This is a genomic window from Vibrio sp. 2CM40D (assembly GCF_023161825.1).
Lineage (GTDB): Bacteria > Pseudomonadota > Gammaproteobacteria > Enterobacterales > Vibrionaceae > Vibrio > Vibrio alginolyticus.
Map to the genome: position 1 here is coordinate 1 of NZ_JALNTL010000010.1, position 21,930 is coordinate 21,930.

General features: G+C 41.6%; 25 protein-coding genes. 21 read left to right on the top strand and 4 right to left on the bottom strand.

Annotated elements, in window-relative coordinates; all coding sequences use genetic code 11:
- Positions 1 to 201: 201 nt before the first annotated feature.
- The 6 genes from MTF70_RS19515 to MTF70_RS19555 all read left to right on the top strand — a co-directional run bounded on the left by MTF70_RS19515 (position 202) and on the right by MTF70_RS19555 (position 4,231).
- The gene (locus tag MTF70_RS19515) at positions 202 to 441 is read left to right on the top strand and encodes a hypothetical protein (RefSeq protein ID WP_025769052.1); all 240 of its coding nucleotides are present in this window, start codon (positions 202 to 204) and stop codon (positions 439 to 441) included.
- A gap of 118 nt (positions 442 to 559) precedes the next feature.
- On the top strand, positions 560 to 1,069 hold the full coding sequence (locus tag MTF70_RS24450; protein WP_025769041.1) for a hypothetical protein: 510 nt from the start codon (positions 560 to 562) through the stop codon (positions 1,067 to 1,069).
- A 750-nt stretch (positions 1,070 to 1,819) separates the two neighbouring features.
- Positions 1,820 to 2,341, top strand: a complete 522-nt coding sequence (locus MTF70_RS19535) for a hypothetical protein (protein WP_042523666.1) — start codon at positions 1,820 to 1,822, stop codon at positions 2,339 to 2,341.
- Between the two features lie 147 nt (positions 2,342 to 2,488).
- Entirely contained in the window at positions 2,489 to 3,007 is a 519-nt protein-coding gene (locus MTF70_RS19545) for a hypothetical protein (RefSeq protein WP_025768996.1), read from the top strand.
- 138 nt (positions 3,008 to 3,145) lie between these two features.
- Positions 3,146 to 3,703, top strand: coding sequence for a hypothetical protein (locus MTF70_RS19550; protein ID WP_025768997.1), 558 nt, complete (start codon positions 3,146 to 3,148; stop codon positions 3,701 to 3,703).
- 66 nt (positions 3,704 to 3,769) lie between these two features.
- Positions 3,770 to 4,231 (top strand): hydrolase, encoded by a 462-nt coding sequence (locus MTF70_RS19555; RefSeq protein WP_238958985.1) that lies wholly within the window; start codon positions 3,770 to 3,772, stop codon positions 4,229 to 4,231.
- 200 nt (positions 4,232 to 4,431) lie between these two features.
- On the opposite strand, the gene MTF70_RS19565 is transcribed toward MTF70_RS19555, so the two are convergent.
- Positions 4,432 to 4,911, bottom strand: a complete 480-nt coding sequence (locus tag MTF70_RS19565; protein ID WP_021033918.1) for a hypothetical protein — start codon at positions 4,909 to 4,911, stop codon at positions 4,432 to 4,434.
- 267 nt (positions 4,912 to 5,178) lie between these two features.
- Between MTF70_RS19565 and MTF70_RS19570 the strand changes: the two genes are divergently transcribed.
- From MTF70_RS19570 to MTF70_RS19640, 15 genes are all read left to right on the top strand, one after another.
- Positions 5,179 to 5,700 carry a GNAT family N-acetyltransferase gene (locus MTF70_RS19570; RefSeq protein ID WP_005377075.1) on the top strand — a complete coding sequence of 174 codons (522 nt, stop codon included), beginning with the start codon at positions 5,179 to 5,181 and terminating at the stop codon, positions 5,698 to 5,700.
- A gap of 104 nt (positions 5,701 to 5,804) precedes the next feature.
- Positions 5,805 to 6,206 (top strand): DUF2007 domain-containing protein, encoded by a 402-nt coding sequence (locus MTF70_RS19575; RefSeq protein WP_248394220.1) that lies wholly within the window; start codon positions 5,805 to 5,807, stop codon positions 6,204 to 6,206.
- A 143-nt stretch (positions 6,207 to 6,349) separates the two neighbouring features.
- Positions 6,350 to 6,958: a pyridoxamine 5'-phosphate oxidase family protein gene (locus MTF70_RS19580; RefSeq protein ID WP_005389306.1), complete on the top strand. Its 609-nt coding sequence runs from the start codon at positions 6,350 to 6,352 to the stop codon at positions 6,956 to 6,958.
- Positions 6,959 to 7,099: 141 nt separating this feature from the next.
- Complete coding sequence (locus MTF70_RS19585) at positions 7,100 to 7,513, top strand: RDD family protein (RefSeq protein ID WP_031781318.1); 414 nt, start codon at positions 7,100 to 7,102, stop codon at positions 7,511 to 7,513.
- A 131-nt stretch (positions 7,514 to 7,644) separates the two neighbouring features.
- Positions 7,645 to 8,208 (top strand): sugar O-acetyltransferase, encoded by a 564-nt coding sequence (locus MTF70_RS19590; RefSeq protein ID WP_005389307.1) that lies wholly within the window; start codon positions 7,645 to 7,647, stop codon positions 8,206 to 8,208.
- A gap of 253 nt (positions 8,209 to 8,461) precedes the next feature.
- Positions 8,462 to 9,007 (top strand): GNAT family N-acetyltransferase, encoded by a 546-nt coding sequence (locus MTF70_RS19595; protein WP_025768089.1) that lies wholly within the window; start codon positions 8,462 to 8,464, stop codon positions 9,005 to 9,007.
- Positions 9,008 to 9,149: 142 nt separating this feature from the next.
- Positions 9,150 to 9,791 (top strand): alanyl-tRNA editing protein, encoded by a 642-nt coding sequence (locus MTF70_RS19600; RefSeq protein ID WP_053350311.1) that lies wholly within the window; start codon positions 9,150 to 9,152, stop codon positions 9,789 to 9,791.
- 142 nt (positions 9,792 to 9,933) lie between these two features.
- The gene (locus MTF70_RS19605) at positions 9,934 to 10,221 is read left to right on the top strand and encodes an antibiotic biosynthesis monooxygenase (RefSeq protein ID WP_053306982.1); all 288 of its coding nucleotides are present in this window, start codon (positions 9,934 to 9,936) and stop codon (positions 10,219 to 10,221) included.
- 143 nt (positions 10,222 to 10,364) lie between these two features.
- Positions 10,365 to 10,661: an antibiotic biosynthesis monooxygenase gene (locus MTF70_RS19610; protein WP_054866197.1), complete on the top strand. Its 297-nt coding sequence runs from the start codon at positions 10,365 to 10,367 to the stop codon at positions 10,659 to 10,661.
- Positions 10,662 to 10,753: 92 nt separating this feature from the next.
- Positions 10,754 to 11,359, top strand: coding sequence for a hypothetical protein (locus MTF70_RS19615; RefSeq protein ID WP_054728580.1), 606 nt, complete (start codon positions 10,754 to 10,756; stop codon positions 11,357 to 11,359).
- 97 nt (positions 11,360 to 11,456) lie between these two features.
- On the top strand, positions 11,457 to 11,807 hold the full coding sequence (locus MTF70_RS19620; protein WP_064354014.1) for a DUF1428 domain-containing protein: 351 nt from the start codon (positions 11,457 to 11,459) through the stop codon (positions 11,805 to 11,807).
- 132 nt (positions 11,808 to 11,939) lie between these two features.
- Positions 11,940 to 12,566 carry a LysE family translocator gene (locus MTF70_RS19625; protein ID WP_064354013.1) on the top strand — a complete coding sequence of 209 codons (627 nt, stop codon included), beginning with the start codon at positions 11,940 to 11,942 and terminating at the stop codon, positions 12,564 to 12,566.
- A 327-nt stretch (positions 12,567 to 12,893) separates the two neighbouring features.
- Complete coding sequence (locus MTF70_RS19630; RefSeq protein WP_033907480.1) at positions 12,894 to 13,520, top strand: LysE family translocator; 627 nt, start codon at positions 12,894 to 12,896, stop codon at positions 13,518 to 13,520.
- Between the two features lie 169 nt (positions 13,521 to 13,689).
- Positions 13,690 to 14,154, top strand: a complete 465-nt coding sequence (locus MTF70_RS19635) for a DUF2846 domain-containing protein (RefSeq protein ID WP_005377099.1) — start codon at positions 13,690 to 13,692, stop codon at positions 14,152 to 14,154.
- 336 nt (positions 14,155 to 14,490) lie between these two features.
- On the top strand, positions 14,491 to 16,149 hold the full coding sequence (locus MTF70_RS19640) for an autotransporter assembly complex family protein (protein WP_240354737.1): 1,659 nt from the start codon (positions 14,491 to 14,493) through the stop codon (positions 16,147 to 16,149).
- A 58-nt stretch (positions 16,150 to 16,207) separates the two neighbouring features.
- On the opposite strand, the gene MTF70_RS19645 is transcribed toward MTF70_RS19640, so the two are convergent.
- From MTF70_RS19645 to MTF70_RS19655, 3 genes are all read right to left on the bottom strand, one after another.
- Positions 16,208 to 17,659 (bottom strand): phospholipase D family protein, encoded by a 1,452-nt coding sequence (locus MTF70_RS19645; protein WP_025768095.1) that lies wholly within the window; start codon positions 17,657 to 17,659, stop codon positions 16,208 to 16,210.
- Positions 17,660 to 17,760: 101 nt separating this feature from the next.
- Positions 17,761 to 19,800, bottom strand: coding sequence for a carboxylesterase family protein (locus MTF70_RS19650; RefSeq protein ID WP_205461493.1), 2,040 nt, complete (start codon positions 19,798 to 19,800; stop codon positions 17,761 to 17,763).
- Between the two features lie 210 nt (positions 19,801 to 20,010).
- Complete coding sequence (locus tag MTF70_RS19655; RefSeq protein ID WP_017821369.1) at positions 20,011 to 21,666, bottom strand: hypothetical protein; 1,656 nt, start codon at positions 21,664 to 21,666, stop codon at positions 20,011 to 20,013.
- Positions 21,667 to 21,930: the final 264 nt, after the last annotated feature.

Consider the following 21,930-nt stretch of genomic DNA (forward strand, 5'->3'; position numbering starts at 1 on the left):
TATGCGTTGGTTTTAGTGGTTAAGGTGTTATGCGGGAGCTTCGGTATTGCGCGCCTCACACCTTAACAAGGCGTTAGTTGCCAACGAGGAAAATGCAGCTTAAACAGAATGTTTAGAGTTAAAGTCAGTGTGTTTTGGTGGGGTTTCGTACTTCAATTTTGAATCGTTCGAGTTTGTGAAAATCGTTCTCAGGTTTCTTTTGTGGTTGGATTTTCTGTTTCAGAAACCGATTTACTTGTTGAAAGTCAGCTTTGTAATATTGTCTTCTCAAAAGATCTTTTTGGTGTTGTTAGTCCGCTTTCTGCGGCGCTATCTGTTCCAAGTGGTTTCAGTGACAGGCGCTTTGGATCTGCGCCTGATTTTAGTTTTTCAACGTACGTAAAGTTAGTGTTGGCAAAGCGGCAATCAACTTCAAATCAAAGCTTTAAGTTTGGCAACTAACAAAGCATTCAAGAGGGATTCACAACGCTTGGCAGTTTTGGTTTGAATTAGCTTTAGTGTTTACGGCACAATGGTTTAAGTTAGGTGGTTAGCGTTGTTCACCCCTTAATGCGGCGTTATGTTCTTGGAGGACGTGGTGGAGTATCAAAGAGATAGGGTAACTTTTAGCGTTTTCCATAAACTTGTTGTAAAACTATATAAGGCTCTCATATTCAAACTTTCAAACAAAAAAGAGAAGCTAGAGTGGCAGTTAATATTGATAGCCGATTGTTTACGAATCATCGGGCTATGCAGGTTGGCTTATTGGATGGCTTCTAAAGTGCAAACTTCAACGTCTAGCGTTAAGAACAAGTTCTGGTCAACCCATACTTCAGGTATAGCTCTGCAATATGCAGGTGACATGATTGGCGCTGAAAAAGAATTCCTAAAAAGCCAGGATTTTGCTTGTGAGCTCTCTTTGAGTTTTAGTTTACAGCATTTGGGTAAATTGAACGTTGAGCTTGGCAACTATGAACTGGCTGAGCAACAGTTCATAGAAGCGTTGGCAATTCGAGATAAATTGAAGCGGACTGACTTGGTAGAGTCGACTAACCGGGCAGTTCGAGGACTACAAAAGCTACGAACATAACAAACTGTTTAAGAGTGATTCAGCACGCGTAGCATTTTTGATATGCGTTGACTTTAGTGTTGAAGTGCCATGCAGCAGCTTGGTCATTGCGTGCTTCACACCTTAACAGAGCGTTAGTTGCCAAGAGGATAAACGTAACCAAATCACAAGGTTTAAGGTTAGAAATGCTAAAGTTTGGAAGTGAATTTCTAGGCTGAAAATGGTTAATCTCGGTTTGGTAATGTCATTTTTTAGCTTCAGTTTTTGGGCAAATGAAAGCTCACTTTTTCTTTGTTTTTGAAGCAGTTTGTACAATTAAAACGACATTACTTGTTGAAAATTCGCTCTTTGAGTTTGTCGCTTCAAAAGCTGAATTGCTTGCTGAAATGACGTTTTCTTTGGTTTGGTGAGTTCATGTGGTTTCAGTGACTTTGTTGAACCTACGCATTGCGAGATTATCGGTACAAAAGCGTTTTTTGGTGTTGTTAGTCCGTTTTCTTCGGCGTTGAATGTTCTACGTGGTTTCATTGAGTAGTCGCTTTGAAACTGCGCCTGACTATAATGCATCAAAGCACATAATTTTTGATGTTCGCAAAGTTAAAACTGTCATAAAATCAGCGTTTTGGTTTGGCAACTAACAAACGCTTCAAGACGGATTCGCAACGCGTGGCATTTTCATCATGCGTTAAGTTTAGTGATTTAGGCGGTTTGCAGAAATATCGTATTGCGTTGCTCACCACTTAAGCGGGCGTTATAAGCCTAGGAGTATACATGGAAGCAATAGTGCATCTAAATGGCAAGGATTTTGATACAACGTCTTATGCCCAACAAATTCAAATGGCAGAATGTCACTTCTATTTCATTCAAGGCGCTCAAGCTGCGCACAATGAGCTTTATCTACCTGCTGTTGTATCATTTTTAAATGGAATTGAATCAACTATAAGGGTCATTATTAACAACCAAAACTCCCCACACGTATACACAGAACCATCAGCATATAAATGCTTAAGTAATAATTTGTTGTTAAATGCGCGTGAGATCGGGTTGGATGTTACAAAGTTAGCCTTTGATGGTGAAAATAATTTTGTGGCACGTCTAGAAAGCCAAAAGCCTAACTTTGAAATGGTCGAGGTCGTTCGAGTAAGAAACAATTTATGCCATGGCAACGTTTTTGAGTTTGTAAATCAGGAGTATATGATTTTCACACCAGAGTGTATTCGAGCACTTTGCTACCAACTGTTTGATATTTCAGTGCGTTGGTCTAGTGAAATAGAGCGCTTTCGTAATGCTTAAGGGCGGCTTATAACAAACAATTTAAGAGTGATTCGGCACGCTTGGCATTTTTGCTATGCGTTGGCTTTAGTGATTAAGGTGTTATGCGGCGGCATCGGTATTGCGTGCCTCACACCTTAATTGGGCGTTAGCTACCAAGGAGTTAATATGGCGGATTGGACTAATATTGTATCAGCGATAGGTGCTGCAGGAAGCTTTTTAGGGGCTCTTGCCATATACAGTAATCAAAGAAAGCAAAATCAATCTTCTGAAGTAGCAAGGCTTCATCAAATGTGGTGGAGTGAGGAAATGCACACCCACAGGTCAACTGCGTTCAAGTGTATAACGGAGTGGGAAGCTAATGATAAAAAGATAACACCAATAATAAAAAGCTATCGAGATGGTACTAATAGTTACTCAATGGAGAAAAAATCTATCGCCAGAGTTGCCTTCTTTTTTGCCGATTTAAATGCAATGATCGATCAAGGTATAATTAATGAGAAGCTAGCCTTTAGAATTTTCGGAGACGCCCAATTTTTTTGGTTTTCGCATTTCTTATTAAGCATAGCGAATGAAATTGAGCTCAAAGGTCGTACTCAGCGAGACAACTCAAATCGAGTAGTTAGATGGGTGATTGAAGTTCGAGAATTAGACAAGCGCTTTTCAAAGATAGCTCAGAAAAGTTAGCTAACAAAGCGTTTAAGGCAGATTCGCAACGCGTGGCATTTTTAGTTTCAATTAGTTTTTGTGTTTACGGCACAATAGTTTAGTTGGGTGGTAGCGTTGCTCACTACTTAACGCGGCGTTAAGCTTCAATGAGAAACTATGGATTACGAAGAACTAAAAAAGCAAGGAATCGAGAGTTTTCTTGCTGACGAAGAACATAATAAAGCCGATAGAATTGAACGTTTTGTTGAGTTAAATGAATTGTTTGGACCACAAGGTGATAAGTTGTTAACCGGTGGTATGCAATCACAACTTGCGTTGCATGAAGTAGCTAATAGCTATGTCAATGGAAACTACATGGCTGTTGTGCTCCTTGCTCAAGCGTTTATCGAGCACTCTCTATCTGGCGAATTCATAATGCGAGGTCAAAATACGATTGCAGAATCGTCATTTAAAAAGATTATCGATAACTCATTGCGCGAGAGCATTATAAGTGAAGAACTTTACGTTTCACTGGAAGTACTAAGGAAAATTAGAAACCCGTATGTGCATGCTAAAGCTGGCATCAAATCAGGCTCCCTTATAAAAAAGATGATCGATGGGCGCTTTGAGTCAGCTGAGCTTTTGGCCAAGTCTGATGCACTAGAATCACTGTCTATCCTTAAAGCCTTTATGGAACAAAAAGTAGTTATGTGGTTCTCTGAAGATGAAGCTTAACAAAGCGTTTAAGGCAGATTCGCAACGCTCGGCATTTTTTGTTCAAGTCGATTTTTGGTGTTTACGGTGCAATGGTCTAGGTTAGGTGGTAGCGTTGCTCACTACTTAACGCAGCGTTATGTGCTTTGGGAGAAAATGGAAATGGATATTCCCGACAGATTCAAAAATGTAAGATACGTTTCATCCCGCATTCCGGGTTGCAAAGATGATTCAGACTTAACGCTTGGAGCTAACTGTCAGGTCTTTGCTTATAACCTGCTCAGAGACTTCGGTCTAAATCCACCTAACTACCGTTCTAGTGAATGGTGGGATGACTCGGAGTTTAGTGAGGTGGTCACTGAGTTTAAGCCGCTAGATATCATGATGTACAACGACTCTACTGACTCATACGGAGCACACGTTGGGGTGTATGTCGGTAATGGACTCGTCTACCCCCTTTCTTTATCCAATGGCGTACCCATGTTTGAGCGCCATTTAGACTTACTTCAACAAAGTAAGTATCAGTTTTTATTGGCGCTAAGCGTATAAAACAGTTTGGTGCATAACGTAAGTACGCACATAACAAACTGTTCAAGAGGGATTCGCAACGCGTGTCATTTTCACCATGCGTTGATTTTAGTGATTAAGGCGGCTTGCGGCGGCTTTTGTATTGCGTTGCTCACCCCTTAGCTGGGCGTTAGCCTTATTACGGGGAATTGGAGCCCTCAGCAGAGGACTCCCGATATAAATCACTGTTTAAAAACGTGGTCTAAAACTGCAATATGATACGCATTTACTTGTCCCCAACGTTCATCAGGAACTTTATTGATCTTACCTCCAATTTTTTGGGTGTAAGCTCTAGCTTCCAAACCTTTAGCTTTTGCTAAGGTCAGAATGATTGGGATATTTTTAGAGTTACAATAAGCGATAACTGTGTAGTAATCCTTATCTCCAAATTTATGCTCTAATGCAGCATTTGCCGCTTTAAATGCATCGTCGGCTTTTTGATTGGCTTTTGTAACTTCGGCATTTGTTCTAGAAATGTGAGCTTGTGTATTTAACTGAGCCTTTTCTAAGTTGTTAATTCGTTGGTCATGTTGAACTAGCAAATTAGCTTGGTTTAATAGTTGCTCCGCCGATGATAGTACTCTCTGTGCTTCGAAATATGCATCTGCCAATTGTTCTTGGACTTGCCATGAAAAATCATCGGTAAATGCTTTTACCAACATTGAGTACCCACGTTGTGTAATTAAAATAATTCCAGATGGCGGAATAGGGTGTGGGTAAGAAGCTGCAAATGCTTGGTCCGTAGGCATTGCTATGAAGTAGTGTTTGTTCTTAAGCAACTTCGATTGGTTTGCAGTAAAAATGTTGTAAGTAGTGTTTTGAGAAACTCTATGTTATTTGTCAATGTCCCACAAGGTTAGGACACGCTCGGAGTTAAACTCAACGACAGGGATCGTAACCAAAAGGTCATTAATACTCAAAGGTCAAATATGGATATTTACCCAGAAATCGAGTTATCTAAAGCACAGCATAATGCAATTGAAGCTCTTAGAAACCAGTCGTTTCCTGAACATCAAGTTACTCGCTCTTACTATAAGCAACTCCCGCATATGAGAGTTCTGAATTACGAAGGTGATCAGTTAGTTGGTTACATGGGATTAGACTACAGAGTTGTTCGCGTTGGTGATGAAATTTATAAAGTATTAGGTGTGAGTGACTTTTGTGTCGAGAGCAAAGTTCAAAGACAAGGTATTGGCACAACAATGTTGTCTCAACTCAGCGAGTATGCGTCCACTAAAGATGTCGACTTCATCATTTTAGTCTCCGATTTGGAGCGTTTTTATGTGGCTAATGGTTATCAGCGCCTTAACTCTCTAAGTTCTTGGTTGCGCGTTCATGAACATAAAAATTACGGTGTTGCTGTAGAGCAACTAGATGATTTATATGTTAAACCTATCAGCGGCAAAACTTGGGCTGTTGGCCATATAGATTGGTTAGGGTATATGTACTAGTCTGTAGTGGGCTAATAAGTTGTTCAAAAAGAAATACTACACATGGCATTTCCAATTAGCGTTTCTTATACCTTACGGGAGCGCTTTCCCACAAGGAGCAATATGTGATTGTAGTAGCAAGGTTTTCTTTTCCTCATGAAGCTCATATTGCGAGAGCAAGCCTAGATAGTGTCGGAATAGAAAGTTACATCGCTGACGAGCACACGGTAAATACTCAGTGGCTTTATTCAAATGCAATAGGCGGCGTCCGTCTGATGGTGGCCGAAAGTGATGCAGAAGATGCGAAACAAATACTTAGTAGCGATTTCTCAGAATCATTGGGAAATGAAGTTGACGTTGATGAAGAAAAAGACGTTTGCCCTAAATGTGGTAGTAAAGATCTATTTGCATTTACAAAAGGTAAAAGCCCAGCTTTCTTAGTTTTTATTTTACTGGGTTTTCCACTGTTTTTTTACAAGCATGGTTATAAGTGTAAGCAGTGTGGGGAGTTTAGTGAAAAACTTTAAATCTTCAGATAACAAGGCATTAAAGAGACAACTTGTACTTGTAGTATTTTTACGATGAGTTAGGTCTAGTGCCTATACAAGAAGTCAGAGTTACTGCTTGCTTACAAGCAAAGCATTATACGATAGTGAAGGAATAACATTGAATGAGTGAAATTAAAACAATAGAGCAGTTAAAAGAAATTTACGCAGAGCCAAGTGCGAGAGCTAAAAATAAAGCTCTGCCTGTGCTGGATGTTCATGCGATTACATTAATTAATAACTGCCATTTTGCAGTTCTAAGTACCGCTGATTCACAAGGGTATATCGATCTTTCTCCTAAAGGAGGGGAGCCTGGCTTCGTAAAAGTTTTAGATGAATCAACATTGTTGCTCCCTGATAGCTCGGGGAACAATCGTATCGATAGTCTAAAAAATATCATTAGTAACCCCAAGGTAGGGTTGTTATTGATGGTAAATGGTATTGATGAAGTGCTCCGTATTAAAGGAATCGCAAGTATTCACACCGACGCCAACTTGATATCTGCTTGCCCCGATGGAAGTAAAGATCCTAAGGTTGTTATCAAAATAGTCATAGAGAGTATGTATTTTCATTGTGCGAAAGCGGTGATGAGAGGGAAACTTTGGTCTGATGACTATAAAGTAAATCGCTCAATTCTCCCTTCATTAGCTCAAATCTTTAAAGATCAACAAAAGTTAGAAAGTAAAGCGCTTAATCAAGAAGAGATGTTGAAATATTACCAATCTAGCCTTTAGAACAAGCGTGGTAATATATTGAAAAGATAGAAAAATCAGGTTCGACCTTGCTTTACGGAAGTATGGATTAGGTTTAGTGGGGATGTTACTGTCTCAATAGCGTTAGTTCACAAATAAACAATTGTTAGTCCAAATTTTAAAATGAAAAATGCAGGAAAATTTACTCTAGAAAATTACGTTTTGGCTAGTCCGGGAGTTAGGTGTGTTGGACAAATGATTGATCTTTTTGTCAGTTTTAGCATTTTTACTCTCGTTTTATGGGTCGGCTTAGAAATCGGTATTGAAAAAGAGCTTGTGCGCGCTACAGCAGTAACTGCGACTGTATCGTATTACCTTTTTTCTGATTGTTTACCAAATGGTCAAAGTGTGGGTAAAAAACTTTTGGGCATTGCAGTTATAAGTGCAAGAACGGGTAAAAAGTGCAATATTTTTCAGTCGCTCTTTCGAAATGTTATTACTCCATTCTTCGGTTTTATTGACTCAATTTTCATTCTTGGTAAAAAAAGGCAACGTCTCGGTGATAAGTTAGTGAGAACGGTGGTGGTAGTGCACTAAATTGATAGCGCTGAGGACTAGGGTTCAAGTCGGGCTTTGTTTTCGTGGTGGAACAGCCTCGCTTAGGAGGTAGCGTTACTCACATACTTAATGTAGCGTTGTAAGAAAATTGGTATTGGAGTCCAAGTTTTATGTCAGAAAAAGAGAAAATGTTAGCAGGTGAGCTTTATGACCCAAGTGATGAAGAGTTATTAAAGTTAAGGTTGAGCGCTAGGTTACTAACTGAAAAATTGAATGCCACGTCTGTTGAGCATAAACAAAAGCGAGTTCAAATAACTAAGCGCTTGTTCGGCACAACAGGTGACGATATTCATGTTGAATCTTCTTTCAATTGCGACTATGGATCCAACATTCACGTTGGAGATAATTTTTACGCTAATTTTGGTTGTGTGATTTTGGATGTTGCGGAAGTTAAGTTTGGTGATAACTGTTTACTTGGGCCTCAAGTTGGAATTTATACTGCGACTCATCCCTTAGATCCTATCGAGAGGAATAGTGGTTTAGAGCTAGCAAAGCCCATAAACATTGGTGACAATTGTTGGATAGGTGGCCATGCCGTAATCAACCCTGGCGTAACACTTGGGAACAACGTGGTGGTAGCCTCTGGCGCAGTCGTTACAAAGAGTTTTGGAGACAATGTCGTTGTTGGTGGCAACCCAGCCAGAGTACTGAAGGAAATCGTCACTAAGCGATAATAAAGTATATGGACTATTTTGAGCCTGAGTTTAGGACTTATGATCAACTCACTCCAAGCTTTGATGCGTTCAGCGGTTACTTGTTGACGCACTTGAATGTCTAAAATTTGCTTCAATATAGAATCGTGACACGTGGCGCTTTTACCGTGCGTTGAGCTTGTTTAAAAGTCTCATACGAAATCATTTGTATTACGTGTCTCACACTTTTATTGTATTTTCGTCACCAATAACAAACCAAAAGGCTGGCTCCAAAATGTTAGTAACAAAGATTGAAACGGAACGATTAATTCTAAGAGAGCTAGTTGAAGATGATGCAAGCGAATTGTTTGACATCTTCTCAGACCATGAGGTCATGAAATATTGGAACTCTGGCCCTTGGGTTTCAATTGAAGAAGCGCGGACATTTATAGCCAAGAGTACACAGGCCATGAATAGCAATACAGAAGTGACACTAGGCATCTTCCTAAAGAGCAATGGCCAACTTCTGGGTAAGATAATGCTGTTTAATCACGTGAAAGAGTCTAGGCGCGCAGAAATTGGCTTTGGCGTTAGTCGTCATTTCTGGGGTAAAGGCATTGTATTAGAGGCGGGAACTGCATTAATCGAACACGCATTCAAAACACTGAATCTACGTCGAATCGAGGCTGAGATAGATCCAGACAATGCTTCTTCAGGTAAAGTCTTGGAACGGTTAGGTTTTATAAAGGAAGGTTTCCTAAGGCAGCGTTGGGAAGTGAATGGAGTAGTCTCAGATTCCGCAATTTACGGGTTGTTAGCTAAACCCCTAGACAGCGTTTAGTATCCGGCCTTAAACGCATCTAATAGGTCTAGCCTGCTCGTGCTCTATACACAGCCTTACATTTGACGGTGAGGTTTCTTGAATTGACTTGGTGGTCACTGAATGTACTATCAAAGATAGGACTTACTGCAAGGATAGCAGCATGAGCGAGAAATTATTTTGGGTTAATCCCTACCAAACAGAACTTAACTCAAGAGTGAGCAATGTAGACGGAAATAAGGTTGAATTGGACCAGACTATCTTCTTTGCAGAGTCTGGAGGCCAAGAGAGTGATAAAGGAACGATTAATGGTATTCCGGTTTTGATTGCTCAAAAGTTAGGTGTTCGACTTATTTACACATTGGAATCCTCTCCAAATTTTACTCTTGGTGACATTGTAACTACGAATATTGATTGGAAGCGTAGATACGCCTTAATGAAGCTACACTTTGCGGCTGAAGTGGTGCTCGAGATGTTTTATCAGCGTCGGGAAGGCATTGTTAAGATAGGCGCGCATATTTCTGAAAATAAGAGTCGCATAGATTTCGAGTGGTCTGAAAGTATTGGCCCGCTATTGAAAGAAATTGAAACTGATGTGCAAGATTTGATTAACTCTGATTCAGTTATTATTAGTGACTTTTCCGATCAAGAGAGTGAAAGAAGGTATTGGAGAGTGGATGGGTTTGCGCAAGTGCCTTGCGGTGGCACTCACTTAAAGCGCACATCAGAAGTCGGCCAAATTCAATTAAAACGCAAGAACATCGGTAAAGGCAAAGAAAGGGTAGAGATAACCTTATGCTCGTAAGTCGATAGGGCATTAGAAATAGATTCCTAACACGTGGCATTTAATTCATGGTGAGATTCACATTTGCGATATGATGGTTGAGATTGAGGGCGTGTTGGCTACTTCTTAACGAAACGCTACACGATAGGGGCGGGAGGATGATATGTCGAAAGTTACATTGAAAGGCTTTATTTTAGTTCCGGAAAAGGATCTAGAATTAGTAAAACATGCGTTAATAACTCACAAAAGGCTCACGTTAGAAGAGCCGGGCTGCCTTAGTTTTCTTGTGACTCAAAGCTCGACTAATCCGTTTCGTTTTGATGTCTATGAGGAGTTCGTCGACAAAGCCTCTTTTAAACAACATCAGGAAAGAGTTCAAGCCTCACATTGGGGAAAAGTAACAGCCAATGTTAAACGGCAATACGAAATCTTTGAATGTGTGCATGACTAATCGAATCGCAGTGATTTAGAGCGTTTACACTTTGCTTTTCATGTTGCTCTACGCTCTACTATGTTGCTTTATTCAGCTATTCACCTGGCTTAGTGTTCTTAATACTTTGCCGTATTAAATCTAGAAATTTTAATGGAAGTGTTATGTTTAGAGTTGTGTATGAATGGCGTGTGCCAAGTGAAAAAATGGATGAGTTTCAAAATATATGGCGTTCGACGACAGATTCAATTCATCAGTCAGTAGAAGGGGCGCTTGGTAGTTTTATGTTTCGTTCTTACGATGTACCGGAAAAGGTTTTAACTATTGCCAAGTGGCGAACACGTGAAGACTGGGAGCGGTTTTGGGGAACTAGTAACCCAGAAAAAATGAAGAAGATGAGTGAAATTGCAGAGCGTATTTCAGTTGAACCATTCGATGAAATTGAAGATAGAACTAAGTAGGGCTAGAAGCAAACAACAGAAACGTTAAAGTGATGCCTAATGAACAGTTTGGCGGACAATATGAAAGACAACCTTAACCAAGGAATAGGGTTATGCAGATTTTAATCGTTGGAGGTAGTAAGGGTCTAGGAAGGTTCTTGGCTACGAACTTACAGGGTACAGAAATTTATGCGATTTCTAGATCAAAGCTAGTTGAGGAGGGAGTCGCTTCTGTTTGTATTGACGTTGATCCCGGTAAAAAGCCAGATTATACGTGCTTCAAAGGTGTAGAGTTTGACATCATAGTTTATTTGGCGTCGATGTGGGGAGAGTCTTCAGAATTGACAACAAACGAACTGATTGAGTTTATGAATGTTGGTCCGATTGGGTATCTTAATTTAGTCAATGAGCTTAACGCTTTAGGTTCACTTAACGATAAATGCAATATTGTATCTATTGGCTCTACAGCAGAGCTTTCAGAAAGTAGTGAATACCCTGCATTCGCCCTCAGTAAAAGATTACTCAAAGATATTTCTAGCCAGCTGCAAAACGTTTATCGTGATTACCGCTTTACTCACTTTACAATAGGTGGGATCGGGCATGCTGAAGAGGAACGTATTGAGTATTCGAGTGTTTTGGAGATTATAAATATGCTAACCAAGCTTGATCCAAACACATACCTTTCAAATATGCATATAAAGTCCAAGCTAGGAATGTAGCTCTCAAGCTGTATTACGTACCTGCTTCTATGGTTTGGCATCATGTGCATTCTTTTTATTGAGCTATGGTTATAACTCCAATGAAAGGAGTTTACTTATGTCATACATTGATGGGTTTGTCGCTGCAGTGCCGACAGCGAATAAAGAAAAGTATATCGCACACGCAAAAATAGCAGCAGAAATGTTCAGGGAGTTTGGGGCCTTAAAGGTTGTTGAGACGTGGGGGAGTGAAGTACCAGATGGTGAGATCACATCATTTCCCATGGCAGTTAACGCTGAAAGCAACGAAACCGTTGTGTTTTCGTGGGTAGTCTGGCCTTCAAAAGAAGTTCGAGACTCAGGGTGGCTGCGGATCATGGGTGATCCTCGAATGAGTCCAGACAATAACCCAATGCCCTTTGATGGAAAGCGTCTCATTTATGGCGGATTTGATGTTATTTTGGAGTAGTAAAATACCAAATAATCTCAACTCGATTCGTGACACTTGGTGTTTTAATCAGTATTACGCTTCTGATGTACGTTCAATAGAGTATTCCGCGATAAGTGTTGATAAAACTCCATTTGGAGGCTTAGAGTAAAAATGGAAGAGATAAATTATTCACTGATTGTCGTATCAGCTATCGCTGCCATCGCTAGCCCCGGACCTGCGACTCTTGCGATAGCAGGCACGTCAATGAACCACGGTCGACGCTTTGGTGGGTATTTGGCTGCAGGTGTTTTAACGGGGTCTTTATTTTGGTCAACCTCAGCCGCTTTTGGTCTCGCAACCATACTCTATAGCAATGTTTGGCTTTTTGAAATTCTTAGATATTGTGGGGCATTTTATCTTTTATATTTGGCTTTAAAGTCCGTACATTCTGCCTGCAACATCGAGCAGCTAAAGTTACCCAAAACATACGTAACGACAGAGAAGGGTAACTACTTAACCGGAGTGTTAATTCACTTAACTAACCCAAAGGCTATTCTGTTTTTTGGTGCGCTTTATTCGATAGGGGTTCCTCCTACGGCCAGTCCGTTGGAATTGTTGTCGGTCATTTTTGTTGTAGGGCTGGTTAGTGCTTTGGTTTTCTTTGGCTATGCTTTTCTTTTCGCGTATAAAAAGGTCAGGCAAACCTATCTCAGATCCAAAGCAGTTTTTGAAGGCGTGTTCGCGTTATTTTTTGGTGTGGCAAGTATTAAGTTGCTGCTTAGTGAGGCAGGAAAATGAAGCAAAAAAGGCTTGAAGAAATAAGAATAGGTAATCTATCTGATTTGACGGTCTATTAAGTATACTAAGTAGCCGATTTGTTAACTTCCATAAGAGCTGCTGGCTAGAAAAAGCTTACAACCAAACGATGCTAAATATTATCATTCAAAGGGCTAACAAAGGCCCATAATTTAATTCGTATCACTGTTCATGATTGTGCTCTTCGCGCAGTGCTGTAGTATTAGTAACGTGTTGTTAATACTAAATATAACCAATTGAAACCTGGACGTTGCATTACTTGTAGTTCGATGAAATGTTATCCCGCAAGACGTTAATTTGGAGAAAAGAATGGATTCAAACTCACTATTATTATTTGTTGTCGCTTGTCTCGCTATCAACATGATTCCTGGACCTGATGTAATTTATATTGTTTCCAATACAATGAAAGGTAAATTATCTGCTGGGCTGAAAGCGGCTCTGGGGCTTGGTATTGGTTACTTTTTTCATACACTAGCGGCATGTTTAGGTTTGTCAGCAATAATTCTGAGTTCATCTTTGGCTTTTAGCGTTGTTAAATGGTTAGGGGCCGCTTACCTAGTTTATTTAGGTGTTCAGTCATTACTGTCTATGTGGCGTGGAGAAAGTAAAATCGTTGAAAACAAAAATGTTGATAATAATAAAAATGTGTTTGTTCAGGGGGTTATCGTCAGCGTCTTGAATCCAAAAGTAGCGCTATTCTTTCTCTCGTTTCTGCCTCAATTTATTGATACGTCTGCAAGCTCAACATCAATGCAATTATTAGTACTTGGCTTGCTGTTCAGCGTACTTGCGACGACATGTAACGTTTTGTACGCCTCTGTGGGTAATTGGGTATTTAGTCGTCCACACTCTCAGCGTTATTCAAGAACTCTTGAAGGTGTTTCAGGTATTCTACTTATCAGTCTAGCGAGTAAAGTGGCATTTAGTGATCGTTAGATACAGGGCATTTTATTCTCGTGATTATTATATGGCTAATGTTTGCTCAATCTATACGCTAAATGAGTGCTATTGCATAGGTTGAATCACAAATTTCAAAAATACCAATAAGTGAACGTATTTATTTATAGTATGGTTGGCGCGATTTTATCGTAGCTAGGTTAATAACATGAAAAATAAAGTAATTCTGTGTTCCGCATTCCTTTTGGGTTTGTCAGGTTGTGCTTCTGTTCCTACTGTTGATTCGACAGTATCAAATCAAATGAAATCATTTGAAGCACCTCAAAAGGGGAACGCAGGGATTTACATTTACCGAGAAGATGCTTTTGTCGGAGCAGCGCTTAAAAAGTATGTTTACGTCGATGGGGAATGTATTGGTGAAACCGCTCCTGGTGTATTCTTCTACCATGAGGTCGAAGGCAATAAAGAACATCAAGTAAGTACAGAGTCTGAGTTTTCTGAAAATCACTTAACTATCTTAACGGAAGAGGGCCGTAATTATTTCGTTAATCAATACATTAAAATGGGTGTATTTGTTGGTGGTGCGGGCGTAGAACTCGTAGACGAAAGCAAAGGTAAAGCAGAAGTACTAAAAGTCGACATGGCAGAAAAAGGAAACTGTTCTTCGATCTAGTTTTACAAACAGACCGCTTTTTAGATTAAAAAACACATTATCAATGTAACCCAACGCTTGATGAGATCCATTCAGCGTTGGGTTTTGTATTTTTGGCAAACAGTATACCTATTTCAGACCGCATGATTTGCCACCTCCTAGCTTGAGCCCACTTATTGTTCAAAGAATCTACTTGTGAAACGTGAATTTTCGAGAGGATTTCGTAGGGAGCAATCCTACAAACGCGATTAACAGATATGCCATTCCATCATTAACCTTGTCGAGTGTATTGCTAAACTAGGTAGCGGTGTGTCTCCTCACATTAAACAAATAATAGGTATATCAGTTTTAGCTTCTATGCCTTTACATCATGCACTCGGAGCGCAATTTAAAATCAAAGGGCTAACACCAATATTAGAGAAAAATCTTGAAAGTCACCTTACACCACTAACGAAACTCTCTGTTTCAAACATTACCTCAAATCGACTAACGCAGATGGTTAATAATGCGTTAAACCCTTATGGCTACTATCATTCCGAGCTCAATGTTAAGAGATCGGAAAATGATATCATCACGCTTGAGGTTGACGCAGGGGAGGTGATGTTGGTCAAAAAATCTAACCTTGCTGTGTCGGGGGAGGCCAGTAACGACCAGGATTTCATCGAACTAATTAATCAAGCTAAACTTAAACAAGGGCAGCCGTTGCTTCATTCTGAGTACGATACGCTAAAGCGAAACTTGATTTCATTGGCTCAGCAAAAAGGTTACTTGGATGGACGTTTTATCGAATCGTCTTTGGAAGTCATTCCAAGTTTGAATCAAGCCCATGTGAATCTGCATTTCTCTAGTGGTTCTCGTTACCAATTTGGAGAGCTGTCTGTCCTTACGTCGGGTATCGAAACGGCTCGAATAGAAGCGATGAGAACATTTGAGCGGGGCGACGATTTTGATACTTTGAAATTGAGTCAATATCAGGCCGATCTCTCCAGTACTGATTGGTTTCGCAGTGTGATTGTGAAAGCGGATTTCGAGGAGATATCCGATGGTCATAAGGTGCCGATAGAAGTGCTCGCAGAGCCGAATTCACGCAATATTGTGCAAGTCGGTGGAGGGTATTCGACAGACTTGGGATTACGCGCTTCGCTGAACTGGACCAAGCCTTGGTACAACGCACGTGGACACAGTTTTGAGGCACAAGCGTACGTTTCCAAACCGGAACAATCTCTATTACTTGGTTATAAAATTCCCACACAAAATGTTCTAACGGATTACTACGGGATTCAGTTTGAATCTAAGCATGTCGATTATCGAGATACATCGAGTTTTTCTAATGATTTATCGTTTGAAAAGCACTGGCAGTTAGACAGTGATTGGCAAAGCACCATGCACGTTCGTTATTTGCAAGAAAGTTATCGACAAGCGTCGGAGAATAACGAATCACAGTTGTTATTACCGGGGGTGATATTTTCACTACTTGATCGCAAGAACGATCAATTAGAAGTAAAGCACCGTCACGTTTACTCATTGGAATACTCAGACCCCAATTTTTTCTCCGATTCTCGTTTGCTGCGTATTGAGGGCAATAGTGTTCTGTCTTGGGACATTAGTGCAAAACACAAGTTTCACTTTCGTTCCAATGTCGGTATTAATGTCGCTGACACTTTGAGCGATATTCCATCCTCGTTACGCTTCTTTGCGGGAGGTGATGGCAATCTTCGTGGTTATGGTTATGAGTCTATCTCTCCGAGAGATGAAAATGGCGATTTAACGGGTGCTCGTTACATGTTCACTGCTGGGCTGGAATATCAATATCAGGTCTACCGCCAACTGTGGCTTGGGGCATTTTATGATGTTGGTGATGCCTTCAACGATAGGGTGGATTGGAAAAGCGGTACAGGGCTGAGTTTGATATGGAACTCAAAATACGTGCCTGTCAAAGTGGACTTTGCTTATGGTTTAGATGCTCCGCAAGGAGACCAATTCCGCGTTCACTTCTCACTAGGCACGCAGTTTTAGCGGGCATTAAAAAGGCTCTCACCCTTGCAGATAGAGAGCCTTTTTAAGCCTTGATTGTTTAGAGTTCGAACTCACCATTCAGTTTCTTGAATATCCAGTTAGGTGCCTTATGCCATCCACCATAGTTTGGATTCTTAGTATGGATCTCATTCATTGATTGCCATTGAGTTTGGCCTTGTCCATCTCGAGATACTCGCCAAAACAGTTCATCTTGTTGTCGATTTAAGTAGTGCATGACATGTTCTGCAAAGGCTTCGCTTTGGACCAACACACCAAATTCCACATTGAGGAAGTCCGATCTTGGGTCGAAGTTTGATGAGCCGATATAAGTCAGCCGATCATCGAGTATCACCGTCTTGTTGTGATAATAAGTATCCGCATGGAAGTAATGGTCATCATTTTTCGCTTGGTTTTTGTACTCAAGTATATGAACGCCCTTATCCAACAGGGTTTGGCGATGCTCCTCGTAATAAGCCGGAATAAAGCCAGAATCATTAGATGCAGACGAGTTCGTCATTAACGTGATGTCCGCTTTTTGCTCCATCAAGGTATCAATAAAGGCAAACTCACCATCACTTGGTACCACGTAAGGCGTTGATATCACGGCTTTAGACGCAGTGGCTATTTGTTGCCAAACTTGGTGTTCTGCACGTTTTCTAAAGTAGGGTTTGTTGTTTTCTAACTTGTTTAATGAGTCGAAAACGGGGGTGACTTGCGCAGTGATGAAGTCGGGACTGGTCAGGTGTTTAACCTGTTTTTCAACCTCAGCCAGAATGATGCTTTTGTCTTTCTCACCTTTATTAAGCGCTTTAGTAAACGCGGAATAGTTTGGGGTAACGTTAACGATGTTTTCTATTGGCGTGACATGCTCGCTGTCCCAAAGTTGTTGGTAGTTTTGGTCGAACGCTCGAAGAATGCTGCCTTTGAACAAGACATCCATATCAAAGAAGTTGGCTTTGCGGCTGTAACCAAAATAGTCGTCGCCAATGTTGCGTCCACCTAGAATCATCCATTGATGGTCGACGTTGAAGTACTTCTCGTGCAGACGATTGTCCAAACGTTGTTGGTGAGTAGAGAAGTTGACGGCGCGACCAATCCAACCTGACTTACGTGAATCAAACGGATTGAATAAACGGATTTGAATGTTGTCGTGAGCGCTGAGATCAGCAAGCCATTTCTCGTTAAAAACCAATAGATCATCGAGAGTGAGTCGAATTTGCACGCCTCGATCTGCTGCTTGCTTGAGTTCATTGAGTAGCATCAAACCAAGCGTGTCACTCTCCCAAGAAAAGTAAGTCATATCGATGCTTTGCTGAGCATTTCTAACCAGTTCAACGCGACGCGCAAAGGCTTCCGGAGCGTTAGGAATTAAGTAAACTTCGGCTTGATGCTGAGTAGTTTGCCAATTGGCTTCAAAATCCGGTTCAACTTGCGGGTAGGGCTGGGCACAGCCAACCAATAGTGCGCTGAAGATAAAGAGTAGCAGGGCACGAAGGGCGTTAGGAAACATGAGTAAACCTTCCTAATGATGTTCAAGGAATAAGGATGAAAAAAGCCAGTGAACTGGCTTTTAGGTATTTGGTAACGAGCTATTAGTGACTGAAGATAACGTTACATGTGACTCAGAATCAGCCCAAGTTCCTCGAGACCGTTGAGGCGACCTTGGCGCAGTTTTGGATCGATGCCTGAGTGATGAGCATTGTCCCAGTCTTGTGTGGATTGAATACCGCCATCGTTATCGATCAGCAATACTCGGTCAGTCGCGCTGTTGTATTGGAAGTCCTCAAATAAACGTTCGCTAAACCACATACGAGAGAGCTCGTTCATCATTGCTTTGTCTTTGCTACCTGGACGAACACTTGAACCATCAAGCTTTAATGCTTTATTAAACACAAATGGTAATTCCGATGCATTGCAAGCGCCGACAATACAACTGATGCTTTTGAGTAAATCGCCAACGTCGAGATCGCCATTTTCACCTTTGGTATTGTAAGTCCATACGTTGAATCCAGGTTTGTAGTCAAAGTAGTAGAAGCTTGGCGTTGCCCCTGTTGCTTCTTCAGTTGAAACTTTATGACGGTTTGGACCCGTGAAGAGCAAATCATGCAACGTGGTTTTGAATTGCTGCATGTTTTTGGTCGCACCATTTAGTTCGCTTTCATCGTTGGGGAAGAAGTCAGCCAGAGCAAGTAACTCCGTTGTTGAATCGGAGTTCCCCAAACCGAAGAACAACTTAGTCATCGCCTCATAAGCGGTGCTAGGCAGCAGTTCCAATAAGTCAGAAAGATCGAGTTCAATCGAAGCTGAATCGTTGAGTAATGAACGATATTCGGTGCGTAAACGGTTTAAGTTCGTTTCCGATTCTAGCCACTCCATCATGTATTCGACGATTAAGTTTTCGTCACCACTTTCAATGATTTCTGGCGCTTCTTGGCTCAAGATTTCAATAATAGTTGGGATCAAAAATGTCAGGCTCGGCAGCATGCCTAGAGTATTGCTTTCTGCACTGTTTGAGCCAATTACCGTCGGTACGATCCATTCACTCTCAATCGCTTGTTCAGTAAAGTGATAGCCTGGTACTTCTTTCACTAGAAACGCTGGTGGGCGATGCTCGATGTAAGGCGCAAATGGCATCAACGTAGCTAATGGGCTGTTGTCTCGTGTTGGACTTATAACCGGAATATTCGCAGCGGTCAGTACCCAGTTCTTAAGACGTTGAATAGGATCAAGCATCTCGCTCTGTACCTTCATGACCTCTTCAAGTGGTAGTAGCGTTAGATCTTCAACACTTTGCTCTGGCCTTTGGCTCTTGGCAACATCGTAACTTTTATATTCAAAGCCGTATGCGTTGCTTTGCATGATGGCACGTTGAAAGTGCTCACCTGCGATTGCAGCATCGCCTTTTGATTGCTGTAAAATTCCCACAGACATGGCACCCGCACCTTGACCCATGAGTGTCACGTTTTGCGGATTGCCGCCGAATGCCTCTATGTTTTGTTGAACCCATTCAAGCGCGTGTTTTTGATCGCCTAGGCCAAAGTTACCGCCCTCTGGGTTGTCCAAACCATCGACCCAAACACTGCCCAACAAGCCCAAGCGATAGTTAAAAGTAACTGCAATAAACGGGTTACCATCGTCAGCACCTTGTGCAACCACCATATCACCATGAATCAGCGGTTCTGAGCCCGCGCCGTATTCAAAGTCTCCACCGTGAATAAAGACATACACTGGCAAATCTGCGTACGCTTCTGTCCCTGCTGGTCGCCAAATGTTTAGGTTCAAACAATCTTCTGATTGCGTTTGTGCCGTGGTTTTTAACTGCGGGCACGCATCACCGAACTGAGTCGCATCAATATCGCCTTCAAGTGGGACCGCAATGCTGTGCTGAAAGCGGTCTGCTTGCGCAAACTGGATACCTTTGAACGCCTCTACCGCTGCCAGTTTTTCATCCGCATCAAGAGGCGTGATGACGAGGGACTCTTTGGTCGCTTGAATGGTTGCATCGCCAATTTCCAAAGCGATTTGCTCTGGTGGTAAGGGTTGTAGTGGCTTCGGGCCGTTAGGAACGCTAGGTTTACTTGAGTCATCACTGCAAGCTGCTAAGGCAAGAGTGATGGTAATGGCTAAAGTTGAGCGATTGAGTAAAGTCATTGTTATGTCCAAAAAGTCATTTGGTGCGTGCACCGAAAATGTTAAACGGCATCTAACAAGCGACGTCCTGACGCTTTGGCATTAATCCGTGAATGGTTGGATGGCTTGTTGTATTGATGGCTCAAATGGTAGGACATCGGCGACAGTTTCAGTAATCGCCTTTGTAGGATGCAGTCCTACCATCGTCTAGGGGCCGGCTCTTTATGAGAGCTAGAAACGGTAACCAAGATTTAAGGTTACTGACTCTCGAGTTTCCCCTTTGTTATAGAGAAAGGTCAGGTTGTAGTTTTTGCCGATTTGCTTATTGAAACCAGTCAAAAACGCCCATTGATTAAGATCTACACCAATGTCGTAATCGAATTCGATATCACCACTTTTTACATGCCCGTCCATTCGAGCGTCCAGTCCTTGATATTCTGCTCCGACAAAGAACTGCGTGCGATAATCGACAAGTTGATAACCCAACATCGGCTGTACAGTAACAATACCATCGCCCCAATCATCTAAGCCCTTTAAGCGAGTTTGCGAATAGGTACCAGTGACAGAAGCAAAGAATTCTTTATAGCCAACCGAAAGGGTTGTACCTATACCACGAAGGTCATATTCCAAATGCAGCGGCACGTCTAAGCGTCCGCGACTACAAAGTGCAGATAAACCATCGCAAAACTTATCACCTAATCCTGGCAGTTTATCGTTCAGCTTATCTTTTATGTACTGGCCACCTTCACCCGTGTAGGCGGCATCAACATTGGCATCGACATTAACTTTTCCGATGTAACCAAATACATTCCAAAATGGCAGGATGTTTACATCGCCACGAAGCGTCATGCTCTCAGCACTGACGATGCCGACACTGTCTTCTGGATCAAACAGTTCATTAAGGCCGATGCCTTCAATCGTGAAATCATTAAATGGAATATTCATATCTTGATTTCGATACGCTAGCGACACACCAAACGGCAGAGGCAAATCGATACCTTGACGACGAACCATATCACCCATTAAAGGAAAAACTCGGTCTAGCTTAACACTGGCTTCTTGCATGCGTGGATCAGAGACCTCATTCAAGCGTTTTTCGTCTAGTACTTGCACGCCAAGCTTATCTTCATAAATCGCTACCGGTTTTACGCTGCTCATCATTTCGAGGGGTTTATTTTTCTTTGAACCAACTATCTTGGTGTTTTTACTGGCAATCGCAATTTTGCCTGATGTTAATTTCTGGAAGAGGATCTCTTGATCGTAAGAATCCACTTGGTAGTTGTGATGTGTGAACGGTTTATCGTTGGTAATGACCATACGTTTCGGTTCACCATTAACCAACTCAATATCAACGCTTAAAAAGCGAAAGTAGGCGATATCTTGAGGAAGACCGTATTTTGAGTAATTAAAACTGATGATCACATTACCATTCTGATCCTCTTTGGCTCTTACTGATGACGGATCAAAACTCTCCGCGTAGTTTCGAAGGCGGTATTCTGTTCGTGTGAAAGCTTCGATCTCATCAAGTACTTTTTCATTTTCATCGAGTTGTTCAGGGTTGTACTTGATACGCAGATCAATGTTGCCTTTGTTATCGGTGTTCTTAACCAAGTAGACGGACGAATCGCGAACGCTATCACCGATTTTAACACTTCGGTGGGCATGCTCGACCAAATGCTCGCCTTGAACTAGAGAGCTGATGGCCAGTTTTGGTAAATCATGACTGATACCGTATTTGTCGAACAGTGCTCGGCCTTGCTCGATTACTTCGTTGTAGGTCGTCGTCTCTTCAGCGGCGAAGCCAAAAGTGGGGGTAGTAAGCATTAGTGCGCTCGCGAGCACAGTAAGAGAAGACGTCTTGCCGGCGCGTAATTCAAAAAAACTCATGACAGTTTCCACTCTGAATAGCCTCAAACCTTCGAGACTCAGACAGTTAATGTGTCACTGAACTTCTTGTTCAGTTAGATAGATGTGTTTGCTGTGATTGACGTTGTGAATGCAGAGTTTTCGATTGCATTTCGTGAATCAATGAGAGGATTTTATGAGGTGAAGAGAGATTCCGTTAATCGCTTTTGATGGATACTATCCTCGCTTTATGGGTGAGGCAGGAATAGGGCAGTGAACAAAGCAAAAAGCCCCGCAGAGCAAAAG